Origin of the sequence: Niabella beijingensis (assembly GCF_020034665.1) — a bacterium.
Taxonomy (GTDB): Bacteria; Bacteroidota; Bacteroidia; order Chitinophagales; family Chitinophagaceae; genus Niabella; species Niabella beijingensis.
In genome coordinates this window covers 2,418,773-2,432,047 of sequence record NZ_JAIQDI010000002.1, presented here as the reverse complement: position 1 = coordinate 2,432,047, position 13,275 = coordinate 2,418,773, and the positions used below count along the sequence as shown (strand labels likewise).

Genomic DNA, 13,275 nt, shown 5'->3' with positions numbered 1-13,275 from the left:
TAAAAGATAAACAAAATGCGAACGTTCTTTTTCTTTCTATCGATGATGTTTTCTGAATCGACTTTTGCTCAGGTGAATGCAGTAACCATCTCTGGCGCCGTAAAGAATAAAACAGATAAATCTTCGATGCCCTATGTAAATGTCGTGATAAAAGATTCAAAAGATTCATCTTTTGTTTCCGGGACCGTAACAAATGATGAGGGCCGGTTTTCAATTGAGAATATAAAGCCCGGCAACTATATTTTAGAAATGTCATTTGCGGGTTTCGAAACTATAGAACAACCACTATTTATTGGCAGCCTTTCCGAATTCCTGGACGTTCCTGTAGTTGAGTTGGAACAGAAAGTTACAGCTTTGGAAGGTGTTACCGTAACAGCGCAATCAGGAGGCATTGGCAACAAACTGGATAAGAAGACATATTCGGTGGCAGATAATATCAGTCAGAGTGGTGGTTCCGTTTTACAGTCTATGCAAAATCTTCCGGGCATCACTGTTCAGGATGGTAAGGTGCAATTAAGAGGAAACGATAAGGTTACGGTGCTGATAGATGGAAAGCAGACCGCACTAACCGGATTTGGCAGCCAAACTGGATTGGATAATATTCCAGCATCAGCGATAGATAAGATAGAGATTATTAATAATCCTTCTTCTAAATATGATGCAAATGGCAATGCAGGAATTATTAACATTGTTATGAAGAAAAATAAACAAAATGGTATCAATGGAAAAGCAGGCCTTTCCACCGGCTTTGGCGCCCTTTGGGTAAGAAACGAGAACCTGTCAACGATAAGGCCGCAATATACGTTCACTCCCAAAATAAATCCCTCGCTGTCTCTTAATTATAGAAAAGACAAGATAAATATTTTTTTACAGGCGGACAATCTCTATACACATACACTGAACAAAAATGAATTTGTAACACGTATCTATGATGATGGTGCCATCATCAAATCTCAGTTAAAAAGAAACCGGAATACCAATTTTCTTACAACAAAAGCCGGTGTGGACTGGACAATCGATGATCAAAACACATTGACACTTTCTGGAATGTATGGCAGCGAGAAGATCATTGATCGGGGGGATCAACCCTTTTTCAATGGAGATCTGTCATCGCGGTCAAGATTATGGCAATTTTTAGAAGATGAGCTGAAGACAACGGCAATGGCGACCGCTGCTTACCAGCATAAATTTAAAGACGCCGGTCATTTGTTAAATGCGGGCTTCAACTATACATTTCACCGAGAGGATGAAAAATACTTTTATGATAATTACCTGCCGGAATCCAGGGGTACTGATGCCTTTAAACTGTTATCAGATGAGCAGGTGTATGACTTTAACATTGATTATATTAAGCCTCTAAAGTACGGTCGTATTGAAACCGGTATTAAACTTCGTAACAGAAGCATTCCCACGAATATGAATTTTATTCCGGGTGCCAATTCTGTTTTGGATACAAGTGCAGGAGGCTGGGCAACTTACAAAGAGCTGATACCTGCGTTATATGGTAATTATATATTTGAAAATGAAAAGTGGGAGGCCGAACTGGGTTTACGCGTGGAACATGTAAAAATCCAGTATGATGTGAATCCTGACCACAGCACTTACAAAAGCGATGGTTATAATTACACACAGCCTTTTCCAAACTTAAGGCTTGCCTACAAGCTGGATGATAACAATAAGTTCTCTGTATTCTATAACCGTAGGGTGGACCGACCCAATGAGGTAGATATCCGTATTTTTCCAAAATATGATGACGCTGAAATTATTAAAGTCGGAAACCCCGCTTTACGTCCTCAATTTACAAACGCTATCGAGTTAGGATATAAACATAATTGGAACAATAATTATTTATATACTGCGCTCTATCATCGGTTCGCCGAAGGTACGATAACAAGAATCTCAAGTGTCGTTCCGGGAAGTACGTTAATATATGCTATATTCCAAAATGCCGGCAAAAGCTACAACACCGGGATTGAGGCCGTCTGGTCTCAAAACATCACCAATGTATACTCATTTAATCTGAACGGTAATATCTACAGAAATCAAATCAATGCTTTTACTGTGGAGAATTTATATCCCCGGCCTAACACTTTTTCGGCAGATGAGCAAACTGCAATCTCCGGGAATGTGAAGTTAAATAATACATTTAAGTTTTCAAAAGGATGGAATGCACAGCTGACCGCTGTTTATTTAGCTCCGGATATTATTCCGCAGGGGAGGATACTTTCAAGGTTTTCGATCGATGCCGGTTTAAAAAAGGCAGTTCAAAAGGGTAATGGGGAAGTGTTTTTTAATGCAACCGATTTGCTAAATACTATGGTTATTAGACGGCAGATCCAGGGAATGGGGTTTAACTATACAAGCGATGACTACTACGAGACGCAAGTTATCAGGATTGGATATAGTTATAAGTTTTAACCAACAGAAATTGTAAAAGGTGCTATTTGATCCGACAGTAAGGAACGTTCATTAGAAGCTTACAACGATTGAATGTATTATCAATCACTGCCTGGTAGAACAGTTTTTTGTCGTCAGGGAAACCAGCCTTGATTTTATTAAACTGGGTGCGCAATTTAAAAAGATCACGCTGCTCATATAATTGTTCGGGACGCTGTTGTGCAAAAAAATAAGACACAGATGGCAAGATATTATTTCAGTGAGCAGATCATCTAAAAAAATATGAAAATGTAACTTTGAAAATATTTAATACGTTGATAAAACATTACATATATGGTGCCGCTAATGACATTAAAGGTAATAAAAGTTCAAAAAGACGACGGTGAAATTATCAATTTCATGATTAAACATCTGATTGATTTCCCCGGTGAAAAGGTGGATGTTCGCCACATAGAAACGGTACTGAAAGATGACCGGACATATCTTTTGGCCGCTATACTGAATGATATAGTTATTGGATATGCACTCGCTTACAGATTTCCTTCTATATACGCGCCAGGTTATTTAGCCTATTTATATGACATTGAAGTCCTGGAAACACACAGAAAAAAAGGCGCCGGAAGGCTTTTAATTGAAACGCTGCTGAGGTACTTAAAAAGTGATGGTGTAACAGAACTTTGGCTGGGCACAGCAATTGACAATATAGAAGGGCAAGCACTATTCCGTTCGACAGGTGGAATTAAATCAGGGGAGGCTTTTAACGACTTTACCTATGAATTGTGATTTTGTTCAGTATTTTGATATAACTTTATTATACCCGGCGAATGGAAGAACTGATCGCTGTGACTCAGAAAATATTTAAAAGACCTTCTTAAAGTAAAGGACTCTTTAAAATTGCAAGGATGAGTAAAGAAGATGCAAAATACCTTTTAGAATTTTTAAAGCCGTTTAGTGATGAAGTAACTGATATAGTTATATGGCTTAGAGCGTTTGCATGGGATTTGTGCCCGCAAGCCAATGAATTAATTTATGATAATTACAATGCAGTGGCATTGGGCTGGTCACCTACGGATAAGCTGGGTCATACTATTTGTTCAATTGCGGTAGGACGTTCCAGTAATAACGTTCATTTTGGTTTCTATTGGGGTAATGAAATAGCCGATCCCGAAAAACGGCTTTTAGGTCAGGGAAATCAGTACCGGTATATTTTAGTAACAGATAAAAAGACATTTCCAAAGGCATATATAAAAAAACTGGTAAACGATGCCTATGCTAATGCATTATCTAAAGTAACGAGCCCGGGACAACTGATAAAGGGACAGACCATTGTAAAATCAGTGTCGGAAAAGAAAAGGTCTGGGAAGATTCCAAAAACGGGAAAAACAGTATCTGCAAAGAAGAAATAATAACAGGGTATCTGTTGTGAATTACTTTAATGAATTTCGATAAATAACATACTGACTAACTGGACTCTTTTTTTATTAGTTCCTGATAGATCCTTGCCATTTTCAAATGGCCGTTTCGATTTTCCTTTCTTCAACAACGAGAGACTTCTTTTCATATGTACTATTTCTTTTAGATCGTTTGCCAAACATCAGCGCCAGACTCTCCATCGGCTTCGGTCTTCATTTTGTCTGGCTGTTTTTCAGTGCTTGCCACTAACGAAGTGTTATTATCTCACTGTCTTAAAATATTTGTACACAAGGTATAAAAAAATACCCACAAGCACAGGTTCCGATCTGCCGACCGGCGACAGCAAGATATTCCTGAAGAGTGTTATAATGTGAGCTTACTCCCATTGGGAGAGCGATTAAAATATCAGGAACGGGATTTTTAGAAAAAATGCATCTGGTTGTTCAATTTGTTTAGATTTGTGTAATGAAATTAAAAACACCAGTCAGGATTTTATTGATAATCAGTTTTGCAATTGTTATACCTGTTGCGCACAGTCAAAATAATTTGGGAAACAATCTTAAAAAAGCAAAAGAACTTTATAGACAGGGATCTGAACATATTATGAATATGGGCGATCTGGATTCTGCCGTTGTATATTTAACGCAAAGTGTAAAACTTAATCCGACGGATTCAGCCTATCACAATTTAGGTTTAGCGTATTTTTTTCTATCAGATTTTAATAATGCTTTACTGAATCTGGAAAAAGCACTGGAACTTAATCCCAAAAATAATGAAGCTATTAAAGATCGGGGGAAAGTATATTTAGAATTAAAGAAATACGATTCTGCAATAAGCGATTTCACGAAAGCTATTGACTTTAATCCAAGATTCGAAGAGGCGATCGTTCATCGTATTATAGCTTATTCTGAATTGAAACAATATGATTCAGCCATCCACGATTTGACGAAAATTATTGAGCTTAATCCAAATTTGCCTTACTCATATAATAACCGTGCTGCTTTCTACTATACCTTGAAACAGTACGACTCGGCTATCAATGATTACTCAAAAGCCATTGAATTGGATCCGTACAATGTGGATGCCTATAAAGCAAGAAAAAAAATATATGAGCAGTTAGGCAAGAAAGAGCTGGTCGCAGCTGATGCTAAAAAAATAAAAGAAATAGCAGAAAACACTTCAACAATTGAATACAAATCTCAATGAAGCGCCTGGCTTCCGGAATGCGGATTTGCTTTTTTTCAGCCCTGCACTTTCAGATAGTACAGAATAACGAATCTAAAAAATAGAGACCCGGTTTCCGTGCATTTAGAAAAAAGGACTGATCGAAATTAACCAACCCTGTGCAATTTTGGAAGCTACTCTTAATTGTAGCCGAAACCGTAAAATTAAAGAGTCTAATTGCTGAAGATTTTTTGAAGTTTCTAACTGTCAAATTAGTATGCGTTATTTAAAATTACGGATCGACTACTAAGTTTGATGTTATGGAGAAAAGCCCCATGGGATTAGCATTAATAGTTTTAAGTGGTGTATTAGTTCAGTTATTATAAACCCACGCATTACTTTTTTCGTTTAAGCTCATTCAGCGCCTCTGAACCTGTTGGATATAGCAAGCGGTCTCCTTTGATAATTATATCATAGGATCCGCCGGCATCAGCGGGCAACATTTTGTTCCCGATACGTCTGTTAAACCTGTATATGTATCGTATCTTAAGCGCATCCATGTTCGGGTTCGCATGGTATTTTCCTAAATCCCAGTAGCCTATTTCTTCATTCATCAGAAAATTAATAGGTGATTCTTCTGAGTGCCTGGCATGATAGATTTTTGAACGATCCAGTGTTATTTCAGTCGTTCCTCCTCTCGGGGAGTTTGAAGGGACCGTACATGTTCCTATGTATTTTGTTTCTTCAGCCGCAGGTGTACGCGGAAAGGAGGTTGTTTTGTCAAAATTATCGTTTAATAAGAGATCTTATTTATATTAACGTTAGAGGAGTTGGATGAAAGTGTATTTAATGTGATAAATAGTTCAGTAAGGTTTATCCGGTTTTGCCGCACCAAAGCACTGTCTTCGGAGATGGCTGTTGTGTCGGAGAAATACAAGTAGTTGTGTTGCCGGAGTGTTTTCTCGTCAAAATTTACCCGGTAGGAATTGGTGAACCTGCTACGGTATTCGGCGCTCATTTGAATGGGAATAGACTGCTGCGCTGTAAATTTTTCATCGTCGAACCTGTAGTACAGGGTCCTGAGCTTTGTTTTGCAAACGGCTTCTCCAAAGAATGCAATTGTTTGTGCGCCTGCAACATTCAATAGAAACAATAGTGTTATTGTTAGCTTTAATTTCATTGGTATATTTTAAAACCGAAAATAAAAACGGGAATTCTCATTTCTTAGATGAAAATTCCCGTCTTGTAGCTGATCCGGGAAAATTAACGAACCAAATTATTGAAGACTTTCTGAAGTTCTGTGAATTACCGGACTGTCAAAATGACGATGATTGATACGGTTGATTTATTGAAATGTCCACAGTTGTTGCCGAATTTAATAAATAATTTTATCTCTTCCTCGTTTTCCTAAAATCGGCAGGGAGCAGAAGTACCGGCTGTCTGTCAAATGAAGCAGAATACCTCTCCTTTAATTTGTTTTGGTATCAATCCAGCCGAACACGAATAACTGTCCACAGAAAACAAAGAAAGGGTTGTAAAACAAAGTGTGCTGCATCACAAAATAGCAAATGTATTTTCCCCTCTTTAGCAGCTTCCGTTGCACTCATTGGCGGCTGAGAAGCAAAAGAGGAGAAAATACTTTGGCCATGGCTCGCCAACTCGCTTGTGTCGGTGCCATAATTATTACTTAACAAGCCGTCAAAGCCTTTTGCTTTATACACTTCTATCCAATGTGATACAACATTGTAATGAAGTCCTAAAAATAAGCTCAATCATCTAATTCCTATATTGAAAGGCGGCTTTGAGATATACTACAAAAATTCTTTTTTGTATCATCGAATGAGGATAGGCAAAACGTTCGTAACTTAGTTTATCAAGCTCGGCTTCGATGACTTGTAAAGAAACGGTGTGCATATTTTGTCGTTGTATGATATTTTAAAGCGAGTGTACCAGTTAGTAAACTAAACATGATACAATGAATAAGAAAATAACAATCCAATCACTTTATTCCATAACAATAATACCGTGTTCTGTTATACTATTAATCCTTGTAATGATTGCTGGCTCTTGTAGTACAACCAAGCCAAAACATTTACTTAAATCAGATATTGGTGGACTGCAAGACAGCCTGTTGGTGGACAGAGATGGCAACAAATATTACATAAGAAAAATGTTAGATAATAATCACTGGATGACAACCAACTTGAAACTAAATATCCCTGGTTCTTATTGCTACGGTAATGCAGATAGTAATTGTGAACGCTATGGACGTTTATATACGTGGGAAGCAGCCCAAAATGGATGTGCCCTGTTAGGTGAAGGATGGCGGCTTCCTACTAATGATGAATGGCAGAAATTGGCTGTATTATATGGTGGTTTCACGGCAGATTCGATTGAAAACCGAAAGAAGGCATACAGTGCATTGATGATTTCAGGGAATTCCGGATTCAATGCTGTATTAGGTGGAGGTCGAGACACTGACGGCGGATATCGTCGCATAGAGGCTCATGGGTTTTATTGGACGGCAACAGAAAATGATAGCCTTAGGGCTTGGTATTCAAACTTTGGAAAGAACTCCCAGTCTCTTTACCACCAATATGGAGGTGAAAAAAAAGACGCAAACGCTGTCCGTTGCATCAAGAGTATTGGTACATTAAAATAAATATCAGCAATGGAAAATCTGGATAGTAAAATGTTAGAAGCGGCTTTAAATGGCAATTTAACCACTGTTGAAGAATTGGTTTTGAAAGGAGCAAATATTAATTACATTAACGCATCGGGAAATTTTGCTGCATTTTCTGCTGCCTGGGATGGTAATACAAAAGCGCTGGATTTATTTTACAATTTAGGAGCAAAAATATCATTTGAAAATGCTAACCTGCTTTGTAACGCAGCCTATAATGGCAAAGTAGATTCAGTTAAATGGTTATTAAATAAAGGTGAGGATGCTAATTTTTCTTTTAAAGATACAGAAGAAAATGCCTTGCATTATACAATTAGCAAGACAAGTGAAATGGGTGAAAGAACAGAAATCGTAAAGATTTTAATAGCCGCGGGTACAGATGTTACTAAAAAAACTACAGCAGGTAAACCGACCCTTTGCTTTATGCGTGACGCTTACCTTAAGGGAGAATCACCGTTACATAGAGCTGCGGCATTTGGAAATGTATCTATTGTAAAAATGTTGTTGGAGGCTGGTGCTGACCCTTCCATGAAAGACGCAAATGGTGATACACCTATTTCGTGGGGGAGCTGGTATTTGAGAGACGCAGATATATTACGCTTGTTAGTTTATGAAGGAATATCTAGTATTCATTAATCTGTTACTACAGACAACTTCATCAATTTACAACCAAATAAGACGTACAAAAAACATCATACAACATTCGGTTTGCTGCTATGCTGGCTGACGGAATAACAATAGTCTGTTGTGCTACTATCAGCTATTATCGGGCTGACCGAATTCTATTCAGCATTTGTTGTTATCTTCATCATTAGTTTTTCAATCAGCAGCGGTTCCGGGCTGGACATTATAAAATACCAGCACAGCAGCAAGCCCTGCTCGTTTTGTCACTACAAAATTGACACTCTTGCTTCTATTTTTATTATCACTTTTTTATCCATTGTGAAGTATAATAGAAGACCGTCATGGCAAAAGCGCTTTGATAATCACGTCCCAGGTTCCGGTAAACAAGTGGTATGATATTATTGGAGAACAGGCAATAGCCGATGCTATAATCGACAGGGTTGTACACCACGCGCATCGCTTGGAGCTCAAAGGAGAGTCACTAAGAAAAAGAAGAAAACCTACAGATGAAATTATCTCCTAAAATTGTAACAATAAATGCTCAAAAAGAGCTCCAATGAAATAAAAAATAAATCATTTTTTGAACCATCTCAATATGCATGAACTGAAAAATCTTCGCCAGCAAAAAAGGTGGTCAATTTGCTCCGGCATCACATGGTCAATTTAATCGGCGCACGCAAGGAAGATACTGGAAGAATGATTATTTCCTTAAACGGCCTATGGAATATTGCGGAAGGAAACAAAAACAGCATTCCTGCAGATTTTTCCAAGACAGTTGCTGTACCGGGATGAATAGATGCTGCTAGACCTGCATTTACTAATGTTGGCCCCATAGTAAGCAATCGGAGATCTGTACTTCAAAAAGATTCTTTACGTGAAGCGTTTTGGTATCGGCGGTCTTAAATCAGCCTATTCCAGAGCTGTTTTATTGAAAACAACTCTTAGTTGAATATTAGTCGTTCAATCTCGTTATTAGAAACTAGTTTGCATGCCAACCTTTTTTCATGAGTTTTAAATACCGCTTCGTTGATTTGCCATGAAGTTCGACAAGGCCCAATCGGCTTTAAAATACGCACCCGGTAACTGGTTCTTACCAAGATAGGATTTTATGGTGATTATTAAATTTTTTCTGATAGTAATCTGGAGGATAAACAACAAGGAAGATATTTTCTCTAAAGTAGCTGCCGGGTATTCACTGTGAATCAAGGTAATGAACTGTCGGATGTTCCTATGAATTTTTTTGTTCTTTGATGTAGAAGCCGAGTTATGTTTGCTTTGTGGACATAGGGAAGAAGTATTATACTGTAAACATTGTAAAGCTAGCTACCTATATTCTCAGGTTGAATATGATGAACAGGTAGGACTCTGTCCACGTTGCGAATATCTTGATGGATGTACGGCGGCCAATTTTGAAAAATATTAGAATTGCGTTCGTCTATAACTGCTTTGCTACGAATGCGGTTTAGGCATCTAGACGCCATAACACATTGCCGCGCCAGCGTCTGGTAATTGGAATGTTATGGTGAATAAATTGGCCAATTCGGAGAGCTTTTATAAGTTTTTTGAAAAGTGGTAGAAAGAGCGGAGTCATTAAAAACGGCAATTCTATAAGGAATTGCCGTTTAATTTTCTGTGAGATTTCCCCACCTAGGAAAAATTTGTAGCGGGATCGGGAGTTGAACCCGAGACCTTTGGGTTATGAATCCAACGCTCTAACCACCTGAGCTACCCCGCCATACGGAATCACGAATTTCGAAATCTCAAATCGATTACCGGGCCGCAAAAATAGCCATTCTGAATGGAATTAGGAAAACAATTTCGGATTTTTCAGAAAAAAATTACCCGGCGGCATCCAGGATATCTTCCATATAAACCGCGCTATGACTTTCATTATAAACGCATTTTCCGTTTTTGATCAGCAATACCTGGGGCGATTCGTGGCGGATCCCGTAACGTTCTGCTATCGCATTGGATATGGGACGGTAGCTGATCAGATCCAGGTAGTAAAAATCGATATCTTCCGGTAGACTGCCCTTATTCAGCCGGCTTTTTATAACACTGCTGATGGAACACCGGGTGCTGTGTTTAAAAATCAGTTGCGGCCGGCTTTCGGAGGCCCGGTCGATCGCTTCCAGCTGCTCTTCTTTTTCCAGGGGAATCCAGTTCATGTTGCTTTGTTCTGACTATTGCATATTATGGAACACTTTCTGTACGTCCTCATCCTGTTCCAGGCGCTCGATCAGCTTGCTCACTTCTTCAGCCTGCTCATCGGTTACCGGAACCGTTGTGGAGGGGATCCATTCTACTTCAGCACTGATGGGCGTAATGTGTTTTTCTTCCAGCGCCTTCTGCATATTGCCAAAATCGGTAAAGGCCACACGGATCACAAGAACCTCTTTATCATTCTCATCCGTACTTTCTCCTAACTCTTCCAGGCCTGCATCAATGAGTTCCAGTTCAAGGTCCTCAGCGTTCAATCCTTCGGGGTTTAATTTAAACACGCCCATTTTATTGAACTGGAACGCCACACTGCCGCTATTGCCCAGCGTGCCACCGCCTTTGTTAAAATGCGATTTTACATTTGCTACTGTGCGTACATGATTGTCGGTTGCGGTTTCCACCAGGATCGCTACACCATGCGGACCGTATCCTTCATAAAGGATTTCGTCGTAGTTCTCCATTTCCTTGCCCTGGGCCCTTTTAATGGCGGCTTCCACGCGGTCTTTGGGCATGTTCACACTCTTGGCGTTTTGCATACAGCGGCGCAAAGCAGCATTGGTGTTGGGGTCCGGGCCACCGGCCTTTACCGCAATGGCGATCTCCTTGCCGATACGTGTGAATTGTTTTGCCATCCGGTCGTACCGGGCAAACATGCTTGCTTTACGAACTTCAAATATCCTTCCCATATAAAATTATAATACGATTATTGTAAGGCGCAAATTTAAGCTTTATACAGTAATAAGTGCGGCAGATATCGGCTGTGCCGCGATTTTTTACCATAAAGAATGACCGGCCGTCCGCAACCTGGCACCGGGATAACAAAAAAGAAGCCGCAATCTGCGGCTTCCGGTTATTACATAGTTCAGGCCTTCCTCTTTCGAACAAAATACAGGCCTGTAAAGAAGATCAGGTGGATGGCCCCCAGTACATTGGCGATCTCTACCAGGTAATCGTTTTGAACGGTATCACTGATTTCGGCGGCCTTTGTCTCCAGCTCTGCGATGGTGGGCAGGGCCTGAGCCTTTGCGGTAGCCAGTTTTTCAGTAGCGATGGCCAGTTGCTGCTGGAGATCATAATGATGCCACCATGCAGAAACAAACAGCAATAAACAAAGGACGATTGCCGAAATAATGGCGATGCCCATTCCCTGCCGTTTAAAGGTGCCGTTGCCCAGTTTACTTTTGGCTGCTCCATAAGTAAGGTAAATGTCAAACCCGATAATCATCCATACAAATAACCGGATCCAGGTATCGGGGGGGAGGGCGATCATCATATACAGACAGGTAATGACCCCCAGGATGGGTACCAGCGGAACCAGGGGGGTGCGGAAGGCCCTTGGCGCATCCGGTATCTGTTTGCGCATTACCATGATACCGATACATACCAGTATAAATGCAAAGAGGGTTCCGATACTTGTCATCTCACCTACGATTCTTGCCGGGATAAAAGCTGCAAAAATACTTACCAGCAACATAAACACCAGATTGTTCTTGGCCGGTGTCCGGTATTTGGGATGCACCGAGCTGAACACTTTTGGCACCAGGCCATCGCGGCTCATACTGTAGAATACGCGGCTCTGACCCATCAGCATCACCAGTATCACCGACATATAGCCGCCAAGGATGGCTATGATGATGGCCCGGTTGAGCCAGGGATAATCCGCGTGATAAACGCCGCTGGCGTCCTGCTTGCCCATATGTTCAATAGCCACCGCTACAGGGGCGATGCCATCCTTTCCCTGGAAGGATTTGTAGGAGGTAACCCCTGTCATTACATGTGCAAACAGTATATATAATAAGGTACAGATGAGCAGAGAGATTAAGATGCCTTTGGGCATATCCTTGCCCGGGTTCTTGGCTTCCTGTGCGGCAGTACTTACGGCATCAAAACCGATGTAGGCAAAAAATACGATACCCGCCGCGCGCATGATACCCGAAAAACCAAAGACGCCATTGCCTTCGTTCTGGGGAATGTAGGGGTCATAATTGGAATAGTTGATATAGCCCCATCCCAATACGATAAATATTAATACCACGGCTACTTTCAGTGCCACAATGACCCCGTTAACGGTAGCACTTTCTTTGGTCCCTCTTATTAAAAGCAAACTCATCAGCACCACTACAAGAACAGCCGGCAGATTGATCATGCCTCCGTCCCAGGGACCGGCCATCAGCGATTCCGGTAAATTGATATTAAATCCTTCCAGGAATTTGTGCAGGTATCGGCTCCAGCTGATAGATACGGTGGCGGCACCCACCGCATATTCCAGCACCAGATCCCAGCCGATGATCCAGGCAATAAATTCACCCATTGTGGCATAACTATAAGTATAGGCACTACCGGCCACGGGTATCATGCTGGCAAACTCTGCATAGCATAATCCGGCAAACGCACAACCAAGCGCTGCTATTATAAAAGAGATCGTAATCGCTGGTCCGGCATTATTTGCCGCAGCGCCCCCCGTAATTGAAAAAAGACCAGCACCAATAATGGCACCAATTCCCAGGGCGACTAACCCCCAGGCGCCAAGGGTCTTTTTCAGACTCTTGTCATGATCTTCCGTTTCGGCTAACAATACGTTTAAGGGTTTTTTTACAAATAATCCCATAGAATAGATTCTTTAATGAGTAGTTTAATTTTTTTTAAACAAAAGCGATATTGTTGTGAAAAGTAAGCAATAATACGGTTCCCGGAGAAAACTTGTTGCATTTTTTTTAAATTTATTGAAATCGGGAATGCCTTTTTTCGGGCTAAACCCCTAGTTTTGGCGAATA

The 13,275-nt window shown here is 40.4% G+C and carries 13 protein-coding genes and 1 tRNA gene; 7 read left to right on the top strand and 7 right to left on the bottom strand.

The window, feature by feature from the left end:
• The first annotated feature begins 15 nt into the window (after nucleotides 1-15).
• From K7B07_RS26205 to K7B07_RS26190, 4 genes are all read left to right on the top strand, one after another.
• Nucleotides 16-2,418 (top strand): TonB-dependent receptor, encoded by a 2,403-nt coding sequence (locus tag K7B07_RS26205; RefSeq protein WP_223713511.1) that lies wholly within the window; start codon nucleotides 16-18, stop codon nucleotides 2,416-2,418.
• 324 nt (nucleotides 2,419-2,742) lie between these two features.
• Nucleotides 2,743-3,180: a GNAT family N-acetyltransferase gene (locus K7B07_RS26200; RefSeq protein ID WP_223713510.1), complete on the top strand. Its 438-nt coding sequence runs from the start codon at nucleotides 2,743-2,745 to the stop codon at nucleotides 3,178-3,180.
• 119 nt (nucleotides 3,181-3,299) lie between these two features.
• The gene (locus K7B07_RS26195) at nucleotides 3,300-3,803 is read left to right on the top strand and encodes a hypothetical protein (RefSeq protein ID WP_223713509.1); all 504 of its coding nucleotides are present in this window, start codon (nucleotides 3,300-3,302) and stop codon (nucleotides 3,801-3,803) included.
• Nucleotides 3,804-4,275: 472 nt separating this feature from the next.
• Nucleotides 4,276-5,016 carry a tetratricopeptide repeat protein gene (locus tag K7B07_RS26190; RefSeq protein ID WP_223713508.1) on the top strand — a complete coding sequence of 247 codons (741 nt, stop codon included), beginning with the start codon at nucleotides 4,276-4,278 and terminating at the stop codon, nucleotides 5,014-5,016.
• Nucleotides 5,017-5,369: 353 nt separating this feature from the next.
• On the opposite strand, the gene K7B07_RS26185 is transcribed toward K7B07_RS26190, so the two are convergent.
• From K7B07_RS26185 to K7B07_RS26175, 3 genes are all read right to left on the bottom strand, one after another.
• Nucleotides 5,370-5,588 (bottom strand): hypothetical protein, encoded by a 219-nt coding sequence (locus tag K7B07_RS26185; RefSeq protein WP_223713507.1) that lies wholly within the window; start codon nucleotides 5,586-5,588, stop codon nucleotides 5,370-5,372.
• Nucleotides 5,589-5,767: 179 nt separating this feature from the next.
• Nucleotides 5,768-6,154: a hypothetical protein gene (locus K7B07_RS26180; protein ID WP_223713506.1), complete on the bottom strand. Its 387-nt coding sequence runs from the start codon at nucleotides 6,152-6,154 to the stop codon at nucleotides 5,768-5,770.
• 304 nt (nucleotides 6,155-6,458) lie between these two features.
• Nucleotides 6,459-6,746, bottom strand: coding sequence for a hypothetical protein (locus K7B07_RS26175; protein WP_223713505.1), 288 nt, complete (start codon nucleotides 6,744-6,746; stop codon nucleotides 6,459-6,461).
• Between the two features lie 203 nt (nucleotides 6,747-6,949).
• Between K7B07_RS26175 and K7B07_RS26170 the strand changes: the two genes are divergently transcribed.
• The 3 genes from K7B07_RS26170 (at nucleotide 6,950) to K7B07_RS26160 (ending at nucleotide 8,804) form a co-directional block, all read left to right on the top strand.
• Complete coding sequence (locus tag K7B07_RS26170) at nucleotides 6,950-7,636, top strand: FISUMP domain-containing protein (protein ID WP_223713504.1); 687 nt, start codon at nucleotides 6,950-6,952, stop codon at nucleotides 7,634-7,636.
• Between the two features lie 9 nt (nucleotides 7,637-7,645).
• Nucleotides 7,646-8,293, top strand: a complete 648-nt coding sequence (locus tag K7B07_RS26165) for an ankyrin repeat domain-containing protein (protein ID WP_223713503.1) — start codon at nucleotides 7,646-7,648, stop codon at nucleotides 8,291-8,293.
• A 343-nt stretch (nucleotides 8,294-8,636) separates the two neighbouring features.
• The gene (locus K7B07_RS26160; protein ID WP_276225298.1) at nucleotides 8,637-8,804 is read left to right on the top strand and encodes an ATP-binding protein; all 168 of its coding nucleotides are present in this window, start codon (nucleotides 8,637-8,639) and stop codon (nucleotides 8,802-8,804) included.
• Between the two features lie 1,138 nt (nucleotides 8,805-9,942).
• Here K7B07_RS26160 and K7B07_RS26155 read toward each other — a convergent pair.
• The 4 genes from K7B07_RS26155 to K7B07_RS26140 form a co-directional block, all read right to left on the bottom strand.
• Nucleotides 9,943-10,016, bottom strand: a tRNA-Met gene (locus K7B07_RS26155).
• Between the two features lie 103 nt (nucleotides 10,017-10,119).
• Nucleotides 10,120-10,449, bottom strand: coding sequence for a bacillithiol system redox-active protein YtxJ (gene ytxJ, locus K7B07_RS26150; RefSeq protein WP_223713502.1), 330 nt, complete (start codon nucleotides 10,447-10,449; stop codon nucleotides 10,120-10,122).
• Nucleotides 10,450-10,464: 15 nt separating this feature from the next.
• Entirely contained in the window at nucleotides 10,465-11,187 is a 723-nt protein-coding gene (locus tag K7B07_RS26145; RefSeq protein WP_223713501.1) for a YebC/PmpR family DNA-binding transcriptional regulator, read from the bottom strand.
• 176 nt (nucleotides 11,188-11,363) lie between these two features.
• Nucleotides 11,364-13,109 carry an amino acid permease gene (locus K7B07_RS26140; RefSeq protein WP_223713500.1) on the bottom strand — a complete coding sequence of 582 codons (1,746 nt, stop codon included), beginning with the start codon at nucleotides 13,107-13,109 and terminating at the stop codon, nucleotides 11,364-11,366.
• Between the last annotated feature and the right edge of the window lie 166 nt (nucleotides 13,110-13,275).

Coding starts and splice junctions, on each gene's coding strand:
- K7B07_RS26140 (WP_223713500.1), bottom strand. CDS start 13,109: ATGGGATTATTTGTAAAAAAACCCTTAAACGTATTGTTAGCCGAAACG.
- K7B07_RS26185 (WP_223713507.1), bottom strand. CDS start 5,588: ATGAATGAAGAAATAGGCTACTGGGATTTAGGAAAATACCATGCGAAC.
- K7B07_RS26145 (WP_223713501.1), bottom strand. CDS start 11,187: ATGGGAAGGATATTTGAAGTTCGTAAAGCAAGCATGTTTGCCCGGTAC.
- K7B07_RS26205 (WP_223713511.1), top strand. CDS start 16: ATGCGAACGTTCTTTTTCTTTCTATCGATGATGTTTTCTGAATCGACT.
- ytxJ (WP_223713502.1), bottom strand. CDS start 10,449: ATGAACTGGATTCCCCTGGAAAAAGAAGAGCAGCTGGAAGCGATCGAC.
- K7B07_RS26200 (WP_223713510.1), top strand. CDS start 2,743: ATGACATTAAAGGTAATAAAAGTTCAAAAAGACGACGGTGAAATTATC.
- K7B07_RS26190 (WP_223713508.1), top strand. CDS start 4,276: ATGAAATTAAAAACACCAGTCAGGATTTTATTGATAATCAGTTTTGCA.
- K7B07_RS26170 (WP_223713504.1), top strand. CDS start 6,950: ATGAATAAGAAAATAACAATCCAATCACTTTATTCCATAACAATAATA.
- K7B07_RS26195 (WP_223713509.1), top strand. CDS start 3,300: ATGAGTAAAGAAGATGCAAAATACCTTTTAGAATTTTTAAAGCCGTTT.
- K7B07_RS26180 (WP_223713506.1), bottom strand. CDS start 6,154: ATGAAATTAAAGCTAACAATAACACTATTGTTTCTATTGAATGTTGCA.
- K7B07_RS26165 (WP_223713503.1), top strand. CDS start 7,646: ATGGAAAATCTGGATAGTAAAATGTTAGAAGCGGCTTTAAATGGCAAT.